Raw genomic sequence first — 18593 nt, forward strand, 5'->3', positions numbered from 1 at the left:
GTCACCAATGCTTTGTGACGCTCAGGCTTACGAAGCGACCGATGGGAGAATAGTTGGTTGAATCATAGTTGACGTAGAAGCTGTTGCCCCCGCTTGGTGCAGCATAAGGTGGCCGGGCATTGAACAGGTTACGAGCGCTGAGTGCAAAATCCCATGCACCAAGCGGGGTGTCGGCTGGCAGGGTGAGAAGCGCGTTCAGATCGAACGTGGTTTGCGATTTGACGTCATTCTCACTTGTGGAGCGCGTATCGCGCAGCCGCCCCGAATGGTTGACATAGCCTGCCAGCGTGAAGCTGTCCTTGGTCCAGCTTATGTTAAACCGGCCCCGGAATTTGGGTGGATTGTAGATGATACCAGCGAGGCGGGTAACCGGAGCGTTCTCGTTGATCTGTTCGGTCGATTTAAGCCAAGACCCGTTGCCGCCCACATTCAGTTCGCCCCATGCGCCTATTGGAAGGCTATACCGCCCGCTCAGATCGAAGCCGTGGATTTTCTGCTCAGTGCCATTGATGAAATTGTTGAAGGCAATGGCGACGACGGACGATGGATCATAGGGCGCTCCGCTGTAATTATTCAGCTGCCCGTTGGTCGACGCGATGAGAGCAGCCTGCGTAGCCGCGTCCGGGGCGTAGATCACATAGTCCCCGAAGATGGGATTGCTTAACGCGGAATATTGATTGACCCCAGAGATGGGCTGGATAATCCGGTTTTTGTAACGGATGTTGAAATAGGAAGCGTCCAACTGAAGGCCTGGGATCGCGCTAGGATGCGCACCAAGGGTGATCGTCCAGGTTTCCGCCCTTTCAGGCTTCAGATCGGGATTGCCGCCTTGGCTCATCATGGCGACTGAGCCGCTTGGGAATTGGGATCCGCCATAGGCGGACGCCGCGCGCAGGGTGACGTAGCGCATCTGATATTGCTGCAACAGCGTGGGCGCCTTGAACGATTTGCCCCAAGAAGCCTTGAGATCAAAATCGCGGGTCGGTGCATATATGAGGCCGAGCTTGGGCGTGGCGACTTCGTCGATACCGGGATAGCGCTCGTAGCGCAGGGCTCCATTAATCGAAATCCGATAGGCCCAGCTCAAGTCTTGTTCGGGCGATATGAGGGGGACGTTAAGCTCGCCGAAGGCGTAGCTGCTATCGATGCTGCCACCCCCGTTGGACCGGCTGCCAGATGCGTTTGTATCCTCGAAACTATTATATCGGTAACCGCCGCCGATCGCCAGGCGGACGTCTCCCGCCGGCAGACTAAGAAGCTTGCCTTCCGCGCCCAACTCTACCGATCGCGCAACATTGCAATAACAACCATAGGCCCTGCTCGCGACAGCGCCGTTCGAGTAATAGCGTTGATCGTAATCAGTGCGGTCCCGGCCATAAAGGCCGCTCAAGTTCACCGTCCAGTCGGGATTGATCCTCCAGGCCAGTGATGGGGCCAACGCGAAGCTCTTGTTGACTGGCGTGTTGAGATAGCCCGAACGCGCGTCGAGCGCGAGCATTGAGGATATCTCGCGGCGATTGAAAAGTGCATCGACCGCAAATTCGAGATTTGGGCCGATCGCCTGGTGTCCGCTGAGAATGACGCTGTGATTTTCGCGCTCGGGCAGCAGGGTGGCTGCGTCCGGCATATAGTCGGTGTAGCTGCGATCGCGCGCGGTTATGTCGCTGCCCTTCAGGAAGTCATAGGCCACGATGAATCCGCCAGAGTTCCAGCGGATACCGGCAGTGGTATTATATTGCTGCTCGACATCGCCGCCGTCCGTTGCCGCGCCCCATCTCGCCGAGGTCGAATAACCCTCATAGTCTCGCTTCAGGATGATGTTGACGACGCCGCCCACGGCGTCCGATCCATAAATGGCCGAAGCGCCATCGGGTATGACCTCCATGCGGCTCACGACCGAAACAGGTATCGCGCTGATATCGACTGCCTGGACTGCGGATCCGTAAGAGAGACGGTGGCCGTTGAGCAGGGTCAGCGTGGCGTCGCCGCCGAGGCCGCGGAGGTTTGCCGTAGAACCGCCGGAGAGGTTCTGGTTTGCGATCCCGACGTTGCCCGGTGCGACTGAGGGGTTTTGTCCGCCGCTGAAGCTTTGTGGCAGGGATCGAATGACTTCACCCAGATCATTCTGCCCCGACCGGCGCATTTCCTTTTGCGATACTTCGATCACGGGTGCCGCGATACTGGCACCCCTGATGCGGGACCCGGTCACGAGGATGGTATCGGATGAGAGGTCGCCATCCTCCGGCGATCGCTGGGAGGTTGAGCGCGCCACAATTACAAAGCTGCTGCCATTCTCAATGGCACGCAGACCCGTGCCTTTGAGGAGCAGCCGCAGCGCTTGCGCGGGGGAGTAGCGGCCGTCCAGCTTGGGCGACAGGTGCCCCTCCACCAGCGCCGGCTGAAACATGACTTCGCGTCCGACTTGGGTCCCCAAGGCGCGCAACGCATCGGCAAGTTTCTGCGCCTCGATGTGAAATGTCTGCTCGGGCTGCGTGCCCGCTAGCAGTACCGGCGAGGCGGTGGCGATGCCGACTGCACTGGCAACTGCGATGGCGTTAGCGAGATTGTGAGAGATTTTCCGCATGAGGACCCCTTGTCTTCGCATCGTTCTTCGATGCTCTGACAGGCTCCACGTTGCCGAATTTGAATTTATGGGGTTTCGGCCCCGCTCTGTGAAATATTTGTGTCGGATGGCGTCAGGGTTATGGAGCTGTCAGGCGTCTCCGCGATCTTCAAGCCGAAGAGAAGGCTGAGGTTGGTGGCCAGCCTTCGAGGTTCGTCGATCGCAAATGTGCCTGACGCCCGCCGATCAGCAATTTCCGCGACTGGCTGCCTGATCTGGATATGCGAGTAGCGATTTGCCTCACTGATGAGATCGCCTACTCTCACATTATCGAACTGCCTCATTTTCGAGGTCCAGCTTTCCCCTGCTGCCGGAGCGAAGGATGCTGGCAGGTCGCGCACGCCAAATCCCCCAGCTTCGACCACCTGCCCGGGGCGCAGCAATTTCGGTTTGCTGGTAATATCGTGTCCAACAACATGGTTGGCTTGCGCGACGTCCACCGATCCGCGCAGGAGGCGGACGAAATATATATGGTCCGAGCGGAAGCCGACATCAAAAACTGTTCCGTGAGCGGTCACGGTGGCGTCGCCGACAGAAACGGTAAACGGCCTCTTTTCATGGGCCACTTCGAACCGGGCCTTGCCCTGCTCCAGGCGGAGCGACCTTGAACTTGGCGTAAATCGCATCGACACGATGCTGTTCGTGTCGAGCGTAATCTTTGATCCGTCTGCAAGCTGAACCTTTCGGATCTGCCCGACCCTGCTTGCGAATGCGGCGGTATGTTGCCCAGCGTCGGCGACTATTGCGGGTCCGTTCTTTTGGCCTTCATTGCCAGCTGGCATCCAGACGATGGCAGAGAAGGAAAGCAGGATCACAGCGACCGCCGCCGCAAGAGCCACCACATGTCGGCGGTGCGTCGGCGCAGCGTCTGCTTCGGCTTTGGTCGGCGACACCAGCGACTTTCCCATGCTGTAGACTTCCGCGATCCGCGCGTAGGCAATTCGGTGGTCTGGATCTGCGGCAAGCCATGCCTTGAATTCCTGGTCTCGGCTTTGGGCATCTGGACCCTGCATCGCGGCGAACCAGGATGCGGCTTCTTCGCGCAAGGCGGAGCGCTTCTCTTGTTCATCGAGCATGTCAGTCGTCCAGAGCTTGTGCGATACGCGCCAGTGCGCGGCCCAGATGATATTGAACGGTGGGTACAGCGATTCCAAGCTTTTCACCGATTTCTCGATAGGTCAGATTGTCCACCCGATGCATGAGGAAGACTTGCCGGGTCTGCTCAGGGAGACCATCGACGGCCGCCTTGTAGAGACGCATAACATCCTGCCTTTCGATTCCGAAGCTTTGTTCCGGGGCAGCGCCGATCTCGGGTAGTTCATCCAGCGTCGGCCCTATGGTCGCCGCCGCACGTCTCGCACTGCGCATTCGATCCACGAGAAGATTGCGGGCTATGCGTTGCAGATAGGACGCTGGATGAACGAGTATCTTCGTACGCATATGGGCTGCAAGCCTGGCAAATGCTTCCTGCATGAGATCGTTGGCGTCCTCGTCATCCCGCATGCGTTGCTTGAAATAGCGGATGAGGCCCGGAGCTTCTGTGCTGTAGGTATCACTTAGAATCGCCGTGTATGCGCTGTCTTTTGCGACAGATAGACCGCCGCCTGGATGCTTGTCGGGCATAGGACGCGGTTGCGCGCGATCTGTCTGGGATCGATTGATGGGGAGAGGACGTAACACGCGAGCTTGGCCAACAGGCCGACAGAATCGGTCCCGAGAATCCCGGGGGCGATTGCGCTAGGTGTGTCTCAAGCGATGGCGCGCCGTCGCTCCGACCGCCCCAAAAATCAGAGGGGCGTCAGTTATGCCTGACAGGATAATCCTACAGCGGGGCTGTCAGCTAAATCCCCCCTGCCAGCTTATGATGCAGCGGCCCAGTCCGCATATCAAGAGGCCATGACGAATAGTTATTCCTGATGGCTACGCTGGGCCTTGGTACTGCTGAGCGCTGATCCTGCATTGCTTCGATTCTCTCGAGCATGATCCAGGCTGGGCCGAAGCGTTGGCGGTCGAACGGCAACATGGCGCGAACGCCGCCGACTTTATTACAGAAAGGGTAAGAACGCTGGCGCTGGCGGCTGATCGCGCCGGCGTTGCGCGGTGGCTCGACATTGCGACGCGCTTGGACCTGCTTCTTGATGCGGGCACCATGGAGCATTGAAGGTGGGCAGCTATCTGATCATGTTCCGGCCCGCCAGTTTCTCAGCGAGCGTACGGAAGGTGATCGACCAGCGGGTCTCTCCCATTTCGGCTATGCTATGCTCCCATTGGAACCGCGCTTCGCCATAAAGGTGATAGACCGAACGCGGCGCGAGCGGAACGGTGACGCGGTCGAACCCGCTGGCGTTGCGCCGCCGAAAACGCAAGGGGGCCGACACGCCCAGCGAAATGCCGACGACATGGTCGAAGACCGGGCGATCACGGTGCCAGCCTATGCCGGCATCAAGATCGTAGCGGATGAGGAGCGCCTGGGCTAGGCTGGCGGGCTCAAGGTCGGCAAAGGCAGCGGCTTTTGCACGCACCGGTAGCAGCCAATCCGGCATGGGATCTGTAGGTCCGAAGCGTGCGTCGTCGAAGTCATAGCGCCAGCCGAAGGAACTGGTCAGGCGCTTGCCGAGCCAACCCTGGAAACGAAACGGCTCGAGCGCGGATGCGTCGATCCCGTCGATCAGCCTCAACTCTTCATCGCGGGAGATAAGGTCTTCCCGATAGGACAAGCCCGGGATTTTCGGGGTCTCAAACAGGTCGGGGAACAGGCTGGCCATACACGTATAGATTGGGAGGCTACGCGCACAAGGCAATCGCATAGCTGATTTTTTGATGGAGAGCGCGAGGTCCGTAAAGCGTTCAATCAATTCGAGTCAGTTTTGGGCACTGACCGGATTCCGACATTGATTTTATATTGTTTGGCAAATGGGGTCGGAGCGGTGCGGCTTGGAAAACTGCAATCGTCAGTGAGCCGCCGTGAAGTTCGAGCCATTTTAGTAGGCTGGGGCGTTTATTTCCACCCATTGGATTAAGAGAGGGGCAAGTGTCCTTCGTAAAATCCGACCCTTCCCGGCCGTTCAGCGCTCGATTTTCGATACCCAGGTGCCGACCGTCCGCTTGTCGGCCCTCGGAGCTTACCAATGGCCGATCCGGACTGGCACCCTGCAGATTGAAATCCGCAATAACAGAAGCTGAGAGGCCGAAACGCTATTCAACAACGGTGATGGAGCGCTGTCGCAGCGTCCTGGCGCTTTGCTTCCAGCGGAAGGCGCAAGCCCCTCAGGCTTCCGATCTTTTTCAAGTCGGCGACCGTGCTAGTAGATCGCGATATCCGCCCGAACAGAACCCGGCTTCGTTCGCGAGCGCGCGCGACATGATCGCCTGCCAGAATCCCACGCGATGCTGTTCTTCGATCCGGTCAGCATTTGCATGGAGATATGCCTCGATCAGCGGCTGGTCGATGACACCGCCATTGGGCTGGACGATTTCGCGCTCGATCCGAAGTGCCAGTTCGTTGAGCAATTCACCGACCTCGGGGAGCAGTGCCTTGTTGAAGTCGACCCGCTTTAACTGACGCTCCATACGACCAGCGAGCATGGCATCGGGAATCGCTGCAGGCGTGAACGTGAAACTGACGGTGTAGCTACCGTTTGCTCGCGTCACGGTCGGGGCAAAGAAGGAGACCGTGGGAATCTGGTCGATATAAGGATGAATGAAAGCAGTGGCGATCGTTTTGCCAGTCGACGCCGACTTGTGTTGGTTGCATGGGCCACACATCGCAACAAGGTTGAGCGGGAAGATCGCGAACTCAGGAAACGGCGTCTGCGCCAGATGGTGATCCAGCGTCACGGGACGCGCGCCGCCACAGCTTGGACAGCGATTGCCGGCAACTGCTAGCAATTCGGTGCGCAACCAGTAGAGTTGCTTGCCCTCATATGTCTTCTTGTACGCAGCGCGCAGTTTCGCACCATATTTGACCCGAAAGGGCTTGTCCGCCGTGATGTTGCAGCCGGCGCCCGCACCCATGAAATAGCTGAGATATAGCGGACGGAGCTTATCCTCCATCGCCCTAGGCACCGCTGAGCTCAACCCGCTCTTGAGCACGTTGAAGGGGTCGCCGACCTTTTTGTGCGGATAACGCAGCGTATACATCAGTCGTGGACCTTGTCTTCTTTCGCCCGCCGCACGATTGTGGCCATGACATGGGCGAGCGCCTGCGAGGACAAGCGGGACCCTAGCGCTTCCTCCACCCCTTCGACGGTCTCATAGGTAGTGACCATACGGTCGAGCACATTCCGGTAATCCCCGGCGGTCGGATAGAAACCGAAGACCTCGCGGCTCAGCGCGCCGACATTCTCGCCATAGGTCTCGATCGACGGGGGCTTGGAGATGGTCGGCTCCCGCCCTGCGAGAATGACCACTTGGTCCGCCAGCGCTTCCTGTACGACGACCGGCGAATGGGTGGCGACCAAGGCATAGGCTCGCTGGTGAGACAGTAAGCGGCGGATTGCCGACATCAAGGCGGCGAGCAAAGGCGGATGCAAATGAGTTTCTGGTTCGTCTATCAGCACGAGGCCGTGTCGCTGGAGCAGAGCGGTCATACCCGCCAATTGGTGCAGGACGATCTTGTGCCCGCTCGACAACTTCAGAAAGGCGGCGGCGGGATCTTGGCCGATCCAGCGGTTGAGCTGCTCGACGCGGATTTCGTCCAGCCCCCAGAAATCCTCTTCTTCCTCCGGTGCGTCATGCGGTGGAATGCCAGCATAGGCGCGGACCGATACTTCCTCCAGCACCGGCCGCATGACTTCGGCGAACGTCTTGAACCGGTCGAGCTCGCGGATACGCGCAATGTGGCTGGCGAATGTGTCCGCCATTTCTACTTGGGTGACCAGCCGTGGCGTCACGTCACTGCCTTCGATCAGCGCCGCTGGATCGCGGATACCGAGATAAACGTATCGTCCACGGCCAGCGATGAAATCGGCGCGACGCTCTTCGGGATCGTCGCCCTCGAGCATAGGCGGAACAAAATTATCGAACGAGCTGTAGGAGACTGCCAAGATATTGGGGAAACCCGGACCATCGGCGATGGCTCCCTCCACGGACGCCAGCTGCTCACGCTCGGCGGGTGGTGCATACGCTACGCGGGCGATGCGCGCGAGCAGGTGTGTCTTTCCAACCCCGTTCGGTCCGATGATGATGCCCGCGCGCCGAGACGGCTGGGGCTCGCGCAACCCCACCTGCGCTTCTGTTCCGCCTAGATTGAAGGTTATCGGCTCGTTGGAACCCATCGGCGTGAACGCGAGGGTGAACTCATCGTCGCCCGGTGGCGCTCCGCCAGCAGCTACCGTCCGCCCGATCTCGTCGTAGAAATCATCGGGTCGATTGTGATCGCGGTAAAGTGAGATTGCGAGGCCCGGTTCCTTGGCGAAGGCGTCGCGCAGTTCGGGATGCGAAGAAAGATCATTGAACAGCCCCCGTACTTTATCAAGGAGCCCGAGCTCGATCAGGCGGATATAATAGTCGATAGAGGTGCCAAGCGAGACGACATGTTTCTTGAATTGCAAAACCTTTGCCTGCCCGACCGGCAGCGGTATATTACCTTCCCGCTGCCCCTCTTTAAGGATTTTGAGCCTGCCGACCTGATGGATGGTGCCCTTGTGCTTGTAATACAGCGTATAAAGGGTGCGGTAGCTATAGTCGTTCCAGTTATCACCTAGAAGAATGAGGGCATCGTCTGCATTGACTGACGCGATGTTGCGAGCGGGTGGCTGGATGAAGAGGCGCAGCTGCGACATGTATTTTTTGTCCCAGAAAGAGCATTCTTAGCACAATTGATCTTTTATGAGGCCCTTCGTTAGCGATGCGGCGGCGCGATGCAACTCATTTGTCCTGATCGACTAATGGGCATTCGACCCGCAATCGCCGCATTGATAGACGGCAGCTTTCAGCTAAACGTCGCGGCTGCCACAATGACGATATTGGCGCATTTCCGCCGCAGCCGACCCTTATGAGACCCTCAGCGACCAAATCTCGGTCCCTGGGTGCAGACCGTCCGGTTCCAGCAGCTCGCGACCAACCATGCCGTTCCAAGACCAGCGCGAAACGTCTGCCCTGTCCCGAAATCTGCCATCCCCGCTTCATTGACCAGACCGGCGGCATTACGACTCAGTTCAGTCATTCCAGCCGCCTGTGAAGGCCCGTATCCCGTCATTTGTCGCTCTGCAAAAATTACTTATCGAAGCTGAAAGGACTTGGAGGGACTTGTGACGAGGGTGTTCGCTGGCAAATTATTAGGGGCTCAAGCGGAGCTCGTTCCGCGAGCGCGAATGGTCGCACCGAAATGGCTTCGAATGTGGCGCAGTTTTTAAGCTGTAGTCATACACAGAAATTTTGGGTTCTGGCTGCCGAAAATGCGCTTAGGCTTATCAATTCGAGTCTCGTATTTTCTAATGACATTTTGATGGACTTGGCGCGCGAAGTGCCATCATAGGGATTGCAGCTAACGAACGCCTACCGATTATGTCAGATCAGGAGAGGATGCCACTGACCAATGCTACCGCGCTTGAGAATATTGCAGGTCGGCGATGTTCATCTCGCACGGACGGCAAAATTGGGGCTGAAGCTTGACGAAAAGGACCGCCGGTTTCCGCTGGAACTGCGGAACCGGATGGCTGGCGGGCCAATAAAAACTGTTTTTAGGCGGCTTCATCAGTTTCTTGAGCAGGACGACTTTGCCTTCCTCCTGTTCATGGGCGATCTCGCCGAACAAGGCGATCTCAACGGTTTCAGGGCCTGTGTGCGTTACCTCGCGGAAGCGTTGCAGCTCGGCAAGGGACGCCGCTTTGAGGCTCTGAAGGTCGGCATCGTGCCGGGTAATCACGATATCGATCGCGTGCTTGCCGCCAAGCCCAGTTATACGACGAAGTTCACCCCTCTTCAGCAGGCCATGACGAACGCCGGCCTTCCGCTGCTCCCGGTCGACAAGCCCATCTGGCTCGACCATCAAAAAGGACCATGCCGGATCGATGTCGCGCTTCTCAATAGCTGCTGGGGATGCGGCTCGCCAGAATATATCCCGGAGGAGTTTCGCGACGAGATCGTGAAGGCTATTAACTCCGCTTTGACGAAAGGTGTCGATGAGAAGGCGACGCGGTCGTATTATGATCGCCAGCTTGACACGCCCGCCTTCAGCAAAAATACGGTCCAAGGTCTTGTCGAAGGCGCCTCGAAATTACCTGGCGGGTCGCTAATCATCGCTTGCGCTCACCATAATATCTTGCCGCAAAGGCTGCCCAGGCTGGCCCCCTACACCGAGCTCGTCAATTCGGGCGCGATCCGCAGCGAACTTAGTAAATTGGGAAGGCCGGTCCTTTACCTGCACGGTCATATCCACGAGGACCCGGTGGAAATTATCCAGACTTCTGCAGGCGCTCCTCTCGTGTGCATATCCGCGCCAGAGGCGTCGGAAGGCTTCAACGTTGTCGAGATCGTCTTCACCCCGGCTGGCTTGCCTCTGAGCTGCTACATAGAACCATGGCGCTTCGCCGAATCCGGTGTGTTCGCGGCCATGCAACGACAGGTCATTCCGATCGGGGCGGGACGTAGGCGCCCGCCTAACGCAGTGGTCGTGGCCATCTATCAACAGATCATCGCAGAACAGAGCTGCTTCTGGGGCGACATGATGAGCTGCGCCCAGAAGGCTGGCGCAACCCACGCGGCCGACGCCACCGAGGAAGCCCTGGAACTTTTAACCGCTGATCAGCTGGTGACCATCGAACATCATGAACTCGGACGCGAACATTGGTTGGTGAGGTCGAGGCTATGAAAGCAGGCGACCTTAATCCGTTTCGCCCGACCCGATGGGAACATCAGCGCCGGGGGCACCACCTGATTTGGTTTCCTCCGGCCGCCGATAGGTTGACCCAGGAAAAGTCAGTCTATGTCCGCGGGAGCCGCGGAAGTGGAAAGACCACGTTGCTGAGGAGCATCTGCTGGGAGGATCTCATGAGGAATCCTTCGCTTCAACTTCAGCACAAGCTCACCGATTTCGATCACATCGGCGTCTATGTGAAATTTCCTGACCACATCAGCGCCTCACTGTCCCACTCGGCTTGGGAAACGATCTACCCTGATTCTCCAAATCCCGACTTCGAATTGCATCGTTTCTTCTCGCTTGCGGTCGAACTGGTCTGTCTTGAACGGTGCTTGACAGCCTGCCACGACCTGCGTGTGGCCGGGGCCCTCCTCTATCGTCCAATCGAAGAGCTCAAGATCGTCGACACCGTGACAGGTGAGTTTCCTCGACTTGTCGATTTCGGTCAGCGCCCGTCAACCTTCCTCACGCTCGCTCAGCTCTGCCGCACGATAGTCCGGGAAATGAACCAGGCATGCGGTCGCGGCACAGTGAAGGAGCTCGGCGATCGTCTGCCACCGCGCGACGCAGGGGAAATCCTCAAATTCGTGACCGAAAAGATCACGGCTGTCATCCAGATGCCAGGGTCCGCCAACGCAGAGATTGGATTCAAGTTCTGTTTGGATGATTGCGAAGTGTTGAGTCCCATCCAGCAGCGCAGCCTCAACACCCTCGTCCGGATCAGCAATCACCCGATATCGTGGGTTGTCAGTTCGGTCGGCTCCTTCTTCGACACGTCAGAGACCTTCATCGAGCAGCAGCCGCTCACCGACCATGATCGCAAGATTGTCCGTCTCGACCTGCGAACCGCCGAGGAGTTCAAGGCGCTTTGTCAGGCAGTTCTCAGCCTTCGCCTCTATTTCGCCGTCAGCGAGGAGGCGAAAAAAGCCTATGAAGGCCGCATTGAGCAATTCTTCCCGCTCGATATCAAATTGGGCAGCCGCGACATCAATGACCTGTTTGCAGCGATTATCGACGAGTCTGAAAGCCCTTACGCAAAAAGGCTTGCGGTGGTTGCGACAAGCCTGCGCGCCGCGCTGCGCAGCCGTTTCAAAAGCTACCGTCGCGCCTATCCGCCGCGAACGAAGGACCTGCCTTATTATCAGACCTATGTCCTCCTTCTTTCGGAGGATGGTGAGGACGCGTTCAAGTCCGAGTTCGGACCGGCGGATGAACGACGCCTGCTGAGCGGATTGGATATATTCGAGGATGGCGCGAAAATCGCTTGGCTGCGGCGCAAGCAGGCGGCCGCCCTTCTTCATTTCGCCTCACGCCTCGGGTTCAAACGCCTTGCTTATGGCGGAGTGCCGATGATCGCTCAGCTTGCAGACGGCTCGGTGCGGGACTTTCTCGAGATCGTCGGCGAAATCTTCGACGCCTATTGTCATCGCCACAACATCAACCGGGAAACGGTCGACGCGCTTGATCGCTTTGCAGCTTCCCGGACCGAAGTAGCGGCTTGGATGCAGGAGCGCGGCATATACAATGCCAGCACCTCCTATTTGAGTGGGATCAGCAATCGATCGGAACTAGATGCGAGCATCGTCACCAAGTTCATCGACGGCCTCGGCTATTTCACTGCCAACCTGCAAAGCAATTGGCATGATCCAACGACCCTCGGCCGAGCGGAGCGCGGGGTTTTTACGGTCCGCTTTCCCGATCGGACAAAGGCACGCTCAAACCCCGAGCGTCAAGCGAACGAGGATATCGTCTGGAACGTGATCCGGCAGGCTGAACTCGCCGGCTACATTCGCACGTCGGCGATCCAGCTCGGGGCCGGGGTGAAGCCTTCCGAAGGCGAGGCGCGCAATATTAAGTTTCGCCTGCATCATCGCTTCGCGCCTCACTATAGGTTTTCGCACCGCGGTGCATATGAGACAGTGGCGATCCAGGTCGATGATCTCGCCCAACTCTTGGACCGGAACAACCAGATCGATTCTGCCGCATGGGGTCAGCGCATGGCCGCGCGTTTAGGCGGGGGCAGCGGGGGGCAGCTTGATCTCGACCTTTCGATCGGGGTTGATGATGTCTGAGCCCTTGTCGATAGGCCGTTTTCTTGTCAGGCAGAGCCAGGTGACCGCTAATACGGCGATGACGGCGATCTATGATCTCGTTATTTGCGCCGTGAGCTGGGAATCGCGCAATCCCACTTCTTTGCAAACGATCGGTGGCACCAACTATCCGACGGTCTTCGTGCGCTTCGCTTCGTCGAAGCCCGCAACAGACGATGCCAAGGACGCCAATCTCGCCATCTTGCAGGAGCTCTGTCCCAACAATCAACTGTTGATGCTCGGTCGCTCGACTGAACTCGACGCCAACATCGCGAGCTTGCAAGCCATGGTGCGCGACCAGTTCGTGCGCCATAAGCGCCCCCTCAGGATACTACTCGACATCACTTGTCTTCCTAAATCCTACGTCAGCTTCCTGTGCGGCCTAGGATTCAACGAGGACTATCTCTGTCGCCTCGACTGTCTTTATGCAGCCGGTCACTATGATCTGACCGGCGACGCCAGCGGCGGGGGACCGCTCTCGATTGTGTCAGAGGGCGAATGGACTTCCATCCAGATCCCTTTTCTGGAATCAGCGAATACCTTTTCGCCGGTGCGCGATCTCGTCGTCATCCTCGGCGGCGAGATTGGTTACTCCCTCCCTTTTATCGACCGATATGAGCCAGCGCGGTTGAGCGTCGTGTTCATCGAAGATGGGGTTGCGCCCGACAAACTGACTGGGAGCGAGAAGGCGGCTTATGAGGATCTGACCAATCAGCCGACCCTCGTCCGCGCGGACTTCAAGATTAACGACATGATCGGCGTACTCGGACATGTCCATGATTTCTGTTCGAAGGATCCAACCCGCGCTATCGTCGGCCTGGCCATTGGCTCCAAAGCCCAATCTCTCGCGCTGGCCCTAGGGGCGCTGGACCTTGATAATCTCGAAGTCGTGTGTCGAATTCCAAGCTCCTATGCCAGCAAGGACGTTGCGCCGACCGGGCAGGTGTTCCTCTATAGTATCGAGGATCGTTTTGAACCGATGGGCTATCTCGATGCACACTGAACGTGGGACAGCGGTGTCCGAGCAGCGAACTGACGTGTCCTTGGCATTTCGCAACACTAATCTGGCGTGGCCGGCAGCTATATGCGGGCGCCATACCGAGATCGGTCATTCTGCAATCGGCCCAACTTTCTGCGCTCTGCCATGCCGATCGAACAAGCTCTAAATGTCGGCTTCGGACAAGACCTGTCGTTCGACATACCGATTGGGTATGGCAGGAAAGCCCCAGGGCCGGGCGTTCCCGTTTTAAGTGGCGCTAATCAGGTGGGTCGATAGTCGACCCTTTGTGGTCCTTCCCGATCGCTTTTTCATTCCCGGTAAGCGGACATAGGCCAACGTGCGATTGTCGGCTTCTCCACGTCCGAAAGGTTGGACGATCCGGCAAGTCCGCTTCCCGGCGGCAAACTGGCTGGAGCGGTCGTTCGTTCAACTAGAGGGCGCGCCGCACTTAGTGAAGAAGAAGGCAGCAGTATCGCGCAATAGAGGTGGCCGGGTTGATTTGAACAGGGATCTGCAACGGTTAAGTGGATCGTCTGCCGATTTCATCGAACTGCCGATATGGGGCGTCATGTCGGGAGGGCGTAGCCGACCAGAGTGACGCCCCATATCGGCGGCCAAATTCAAGCTGCCATCAACATGGGCAGGTTGTCAAAATAGGTCTGGTCCGGCGTCTTGGCAGCAAGGCTCGAATGCGGCCTCCTACTATTGTAGAAGCTCAGATACCGACCGATCGATGATCGGGCTTCGCTGACCCCGCCGTAGGCGTGCAGATAAACCTCTTCGTATTTCACCGAGCGCCACAGGCGCTCGACCATCACATTGTCGCGCCATGCGCCCCGACCGTCCATGCTGATGGCGATTTCTTCGCGGAGCAACACGCTGGTGAAGGCCATGCTCGTAAATTGGCTGCCCTGATCGGTGTTCAAGATCTCCGGTTTGCCGAAGCGCGCCAGAGCTTCCTCCAGTGCCTCGACACAGAAGTCGGCTTCCATCGTGATCGACACCCGCCAGGCCAGGACCTTGCGGCTGAACCAGTCGACGATAGCCACGAGATAGACGAACCCCTTCGCCATCGGAATGTAACTGATGTCGGTCGCCCATACCTGATTGGGCCGTACGATCGCCAGCTTGCGCAGCAAATAGGGATATACCTTGTGCCCCGGCGTCGGCTTTGAAGTGTTCGGGCGGCGGTAAATCGCCTCGATCGCCATCTTCTTCATCAGCGTAGCTACATGCTGGCGGCCGATCTTCATGCCTTCCTGCCGCAGTAGATCGCGCAGCATGCGACTGCCTGCGAACGGAAATTCCAGGTGCAACTCGTCGATGCGCCGCATGATCGCCAGATCAGCCTCCGAAACCGGTCTGGGCAGGTAATAGACGCTGCCCCGGCTGATCCCCAGTTCCCGCGCCTGCCGCGCCAACGGCAAACTGTGCGAACGATCGATCATCGCTTTGCGCTCGGCAACAGACCGGCCTTCCCGAGCGCGCCGGCCAAAAAATCGTTCGCCAGCGTCAACTCGCCGATCTTGGCGTGCAGCGTCTTCATGTCAATCGCCGGCTCGGCCGTTGCCGACGCATTGTCCGAATCAAATACCCCGGCCGCGCCCTCCAGCAACTGGCTACGCCACGTCGTGATCTGGTTTGGGTGCACGTCAAACTGCTGCGCCAACTCGGCCAGCGTCTTCTCCCCCTTCACGGCAGCCAATGCTACCTTCGCCTTGAAAGCCGGGCTGTGATTCCGGCGTGGTCGTTTGCTCATTTCTACTCCTGTCACGCGGCCATCCTGGCCGCCGTCAGGCAGAAAATCCACTCATCTCAATGTCCAGATTTCCCAGGCCACCTCTCAATCTCGCAGCCAAGAAGCATGACTTAAGCCCCTTTCGCATTTGTACAGGTCAAACTTTGGATCTCATTTCCCTTGAAGTACAAGCTTTGCCTGGATCAACCGGAATATCTCCGCCTGATAGCGAGCATCGGCCAAGGCATCGTGGGTGCCGGTGAGGGTCGGCGATACTTTCTGCGCGATCCGGCTCGACCGGGTGTCCGCCCAGGAACAGCCCGTAGCTCCCATATACATCGCTTTGATATCGAGCGCAGTGAAGCCGAACGGGTTCTCCCCGAGGAAGCGATGGAAATAGTAATTGATAAACGACCAGTCGAAGGGAGCGTTGAACCCGACGAATATGACGGTCGCATCATCGCCGCCCAGATCACCCAGCCATTGCGCGAATTTCTTCATGGCTAGGCGGGGATCATCCCCGGTCTGCGCCAGCGTCTCCAGCGAGAGCCCGGTCACTTCGAGAGCCTTGGGATCGAACTTATCGCCGACCGGCTTCAGTTCACAGGCAAACGCCTCTTCCGGTGCAAAGACCGAGCAGGCGCCGATCGAAAGCAGGCTGTATTCGCCGGGGATCGGTCCCGCCGTTTCCACGTCCACCGATACGAATATCTCGCGCTTGTCGCTCATGAGATCAGTGGCTCCGTCGGCACGAGAGAGGGACGATTGCGGATCGCATTCCAATGCTCGCGAAAAGCACGCTTGCGATCCTCTGCGCTACCGCTGACCTTCCAGTGGAGACCGGAGAAGGTTGTGATGTCGAACGGCAGGCTGGCACCTTCACGCACCATGACCATGGTGGGCAGGCAGCGACCAAGGGCATAGCCCAGTTCCAGGAAGCAGTTGGGCCGCGCTCCAGTGATGTCGGCCAGGACGATGCTGCTGCGGTGCAGCTTGGCGAATATCTCCTGATCGATGCGGGCATGCTCATAGGCTTGCCGTCCGTCGATGACGACCAGGCGATAGCCCAGTTCATCCTCGATAACCGGCTTTACAACCAGATCGAAAAAGGTCTGCACATCTTCATAATCGTCGAGATCAGGATTAAGCAGTCGGACCGCGAACGCTTTTGGTCGTTCCAACGCCTCTAACAGATCGACCAGTGCCGCTATGCGGTCCGGGATCTTCTGCCGGCTTGGAAAGCCGACCCGGTTGATCCAGTCATGAGCATCGCCATCGTCCGCAATCTGGAACAGGCGGCGGGTCTGACTGCTGGCCAGACCAAAATTGTAGAGCCGCCGCGCGCCCTTCGTCTCAGCGCAGAGCGGGAGGTTGAGCGGCACGATCGGCTTGCCGGCTTCATGATAGAGGTTCGCCAGATAAAGGACGCCTTCATCGCCACCCAGAGCGATGAGAACGTCACCAAAACGTGCCTGCGCCTCCATGCGCTTGCTGTTCATATTCCACTGCGCGGCGCTTTCGATCTTGATAAGCTGGGACGAGCGCAACTCATCCCAAAGTTCAGCATGTTCTTCAGGAATCTGCTCTTCGGTTTTATGGTGCTGCACGGCGACTACAAACGGACCCGGCACATTTTGCGGCCGATGCGCCAGATTGTCCTTCACGGCCTTCCAGATCAGCCAGTCGAAGCAGACCGGCAGGCCATCTCCCTCTCGATGAGGCTCGGCATCGACCGGGATGACGAAGTTGGCACCGCGCCGGACCAGTTCTTTGACCAGCCCGGCGACCAGTGTGCGCGCGGCTTCAACGTCAGCCGTTGGGGCGATGGTGAGATCCTTGGCCACGCTGCCAGAGATATGGATGCGGCGTCCGAACAGCGGGGAGCGCGCCATCACTTGTCCTCCATGACAGGCGAAGCATGAAGCGTCGCGGCAACCGAAAGCAGATCGTCGAAACACAAGGCGCGATCCGGATAGGCCTGGGCCAGCGCCGTTGGATAGAGCCGCGTGCGGATATCGGAATAGGTCCAGGGCGGGCGCCCCTCCTGTGCGGCCGTCGCCCGCACCAGTTGGGCAATCTGGGCCGCCCCCGCATCAAGGCCGGCCAGATCCATCTGGAAGAGTTGCCCGCGCTCCTGGTCCGATGGGCGGCGGAACTCCTCGATGATGGCGGCACGGCGCCGCAGCGCGGCGTCGAGAACGGACAGACGGTTGGTGCACAGAATCACAATGATCCGGCCGCCATATTGGCGCAGGTCATCCACGCCCTGAATGAGCGTGTTGACAGCCACCTTGTCTTCATGATGGCTGTGATCCTGCGATCGGGAAGCGCCGAGGCTGTCGCCTTCATCGATGATGAGGATCGCGCGCCGGCTCTTACCCGCCGCCTGGACGACCTTGTGGAAGGCCTCGGTGATGAGGCTCCCCATTTCGCCGACCATGCCATTGCCGCGTACCCGGTTCGACAGCTTGAACAGCATCGAATCCGAACTTCTCGACTCCGCGACAAGGCGGTTGGCGATACATTCCGCCGTCGCCGTCTTGCCGGTGCCGACGTCCCCGTGGAAAATCACCAGCGGATATTGCTCGGCGACCAGATCGCACAGGGCAAGCTTGCCGCCATGCTTTTGACGGTTCCAGTCGCCCAGGGCGCTGACGTTAAGCAATAGGCGGAGTTGGTCGTGAACGCGGGTGTAACGGACATCGAACCCCAACAACCGCTTTTCGCGCGCAGCCAGCACATCGCTGGGGAGCGCGACTTCGCTATCGAAGATACTCGGCTGGCTCATGCGGCCCAATCCTTGCGCTGCATGCCATAGGCACAGCTGACATAGTTGCGCCCACCCGACGAACTCAGGCTGGAATGGCTAGTGTCGTCATATGACGTGGTCCAACCAATCTTCAGCTTGCCGCTGGTGGCCCGGCGAGCTTCGTCGGTATAGTCAGCGGTGTAGCTGATGACGATCCGCAGCGTCGCACCCGACAGGCGGGGCCAGAGCACGCCGCCGGGGCGGCTCGTGGTCAGGCCGCCGGCATCGGTGTCGACATTGAAGCGGACGGCCTTCTTCTCGACCCCGTATTGGAGCAAGGTGAGATCGACCCAGGCGAGATACCCTGCCTTGGCCAGCACCTCGATGTCATGGGCATAGTTGGCCGCTTCCGCAGCCGTCCATGTGCCGGTGCTGTCGGCGATCATCGTGAGATCTGCCTTCACCCGCCGCACGACATTCTCAACATCGGTCGTCGTATAGGTGGCGGATGCGGTTCGCGTCTGGCTCATGG

At 58.5% G+C, this 18593-nt stretch carries 16 protein-coding genes; 4 read left to right on the plus strand and 12 right to left on the minus strand.

The annotated features are described in order from the left end of the window. Position 1: 1 nt before the first annotated feature. The 3 genes from WA070_RS09315 to WA070_RS09325 all read right to left on the minus strand — a co-directional run bounded on the left by WA070_RS09315 (position 2) and on the right by WA070_RS09325 (position 4246). Positions 2-2584 carry a TonB-dependent receptor gene (locus WA070_RS09315; protein WP_169575068.1) on the minus strand — a complete coding sequence of 861 codons (2583 nt, stop codon included), beginning with the start codon at positions 2582-2584 and terminating at the stop codon, positions 2-4. 65 nt (positions 2585-2649) lie between these two features. Continuing rightward, positions 2650-3777, minus strand: a complete 1128-nt coding sequence (locus WA070_RS09320) for a FecR family protein (protein ID WP_422633766.1) — start codon at positions 3775-3777, stop codon at positions 2650-2652. Further along, positions 3701-4246: an RNA polymerase sigma factor gene (locus tag WA070_RS09325; RefSeq protein ID WP_169575066.1), complete on the minus strand. Its 546-nt coding sequence runs from the start codon at positions 4244-4246 to the stop codon at positions 3701-3703. Before WA070_RS09325 ends, WA070_RS09320 begins: the two co-directional genes overlap by 77 nt. Positions 4247-4625: 379 nt before the next feature. Between WA070_RS09325 and WA070_RS09330 the strand changes: the two genes are divergently transcribed. Further along, complete coding sequence (locus tag WA070_RS09330; RefSeq protein ID WP_235955223.1) at positions 4626-4784, plus strand: DUF6961 family protein; 159 nt, start codon at positions 4626-4628, stop codon at positions 4782-4784. A 10-nt stretch (positions 4785-4794) separates the two neighbouring features. On the opposite strand, the gene WA070_RS09335 is transcribed toward WA070_RS09330, so the two are convergent. The 4 genes from WA070_RS09335 to WA070_RS09350 all read right to left on the minus strand — a co-directional run bounded on the left by WA070_RS09335 (position 4795) and on the right by WA070_RS09350 (position 8789). Then, positions 4795-5388 (minus strand): alpha-ketoglutarate-dependent dioxygenase AlkB, encoded by a 594-nt coding sequence (locus tag WA070_RS09335; RefSeq protein ID WP_169575065.1) that lies wholly within the window; start codon positions 5386-5388, stop codon positions 4795-4797. A gap of 520 nt (positions 5389-5908) precedes the next feature. Next, the gene (locus tag WA070_RS09340; protein WP_235955222.1) at positions 5909-6763 is read right to left on the minus strand and encodes an HNH endonuclease; all 855 of its coding nucleotides are present in this window, start codon (positions 6761-6763) and stop codon (positions 5909-5911) included. Further along, a complete protein-coding gene (locus WA070_RS09345) occupies positions 6763-8406 on the minus strand; it encodes an AAA family ATPase (RefSeq protein WP_169575064.1) in 1644 nt (547 codons plus the stop codon). The genes WA070_RS09340 and WA070_RS09345 overlap by 1 nt, the downstream gene beginning before the upstream one ends. A 221-nt stretch (positions 8407-8627) precedes the next feature. Continuing rightward, entirely contained in the window at positions 8628-8789 is a 162-nt protein-coding gene (locus WA070_RS09350; RefSeq protein ID WP_422633767.1) for a hypothetical protein, read from the minus strand. A gap of 372 nt (positions 8790-9161) precedes the next feature. Here WA070_RS09350 and WA070_RS09355 point away from each other — a divergent pair, with 372 nt between their 5' ends. Genes WA070_RS09355 through WA070_RS09365 form a run of 3 tightly spaced genes read left to right on the plus strand, consistent with a single transcriptional unit; the run spans position 9162 to position 13577 of the window. Beyond that, the gene (locus WA070_RS09355; protein WP_422633768.1) at positions 9162-10436 is read left to right on the plus strand and encodes a metallophosphoesterase family protein; all 1275 of its coding nucleotides are present in this window, start codon (positions 9162-9164) and stop codon (positions 10434-10436) included. Next, on the plus strand, positions 10433-12556 hold the full coding sequence (locus WA070_RS09360) for a hypothetical protein (RefSeq protein WP_422633769.1): 2124 nt from the start codon (positions 10433-10435) through the stop codon (positions 12554-12556). The genes WA070_RS09355 and WA070_RS09360 overlap by 4 nt, the downstream gene beginning before the upstream one ends. A 40-nt stretch (positions 12557-12596) precedes the next feature. Further along, positions 12597-13577, plus strand: a complete 981-nt coding sequence (locus tag WA070_RS09365) for a hypothetical protein (protein WP_169575061.1) — start codon at positions 12597-12599, stop codon at positions 13575-13577. Positions 13578-14194: 617 nt separating this feature from the next. Here the strand turns inward: WA070_RS09365 and WA070_RS09370 are convergent. The 5 genes from WA070_RS09370 to WA070_RS09390 all read right to left on the minus strand — a co-directional run bounded on the left by WA070_RS09370 (position 14195) and on the right by WA070_RS09390 (position 18591). Then, positions 14195-15333, minus strand: a protein-coding gene (locus tag WA070_RS09370; RefSeq protein ID WP_169575060.1) for an IS3 family transposase whose coding sequence is annotated in 2 segments (ribosomal slippage) — positions 14195-15066 and positions 15066-15333 — 1140 coding nt in all. Because the reading frame shifts where the segments join, the coding sequence is not laid out codon by codon here. A 150-nt stretch (positions 15334-15483) separates the two neighbouring features. Beyond that, positions 15484-16041, minus strand: a complete 558-nt coding sequence (locus tag WA070_RS09375) for a 3'-5' exonuclease (RefSeq protein ID WP_169575590.1) — start codon at positions 16039-16041, stop codon at positions 15484-15486. Continuing rightward, positions 16038-17204 carry a hypothetical protein gene (locus WA070_RS09380; protein WP_422633770.1) on the minus strand — a complete coding sequence of 389 codons (1167 nt, stop codon included), beginning with the start codon at positions 17202-17204 and terminating at the stop codon, positions 16038-16040. Before WA070_RS09380 ends, WA070_RS09375 begins: the two co-directional genes overlap by 4 nt. Further along, positions 17204-18100 carry an AAA family ATPase gene (locus tag WA070_RS09385; protein ID WP_422633771.1) on the minus strand — a complete coding sequence of 299 codons (897 nt, stop codon included), beginning with the start codon at positions 18098-18100 and terminating at the stop codon, positions 17204-17206. The genes WA070_RS09380 and WA070_RS09385 overlap by 1 nt, the downstream gene beginning before the upstream one ends. Then, positions 18097-18591 (minus strand): hypothetical protein, encoded by a 495-nt coding sequence (locus WA070_RS09390; protein WP_206378097.1) that lies wholly within the window; start codon positions 18589-18591, stop codon positions 18097-18099. The genes WA070_RS09385 and WA070_RS09390 overlap by 4 nt, the downstream gene beginning before the upstream one ends. Between the last annotated feature and the right edge of the window lie 2 nt (positions 18592-18593).

It is taken from the genome of Sphingobium sp. (assembly GCF_049304695.1).
Lineage (GTDB): Bacteria > Pseudomonadota > Alphaproteobacteria > Sphingomonadales > Sphingomonadaceae > Sphingobium.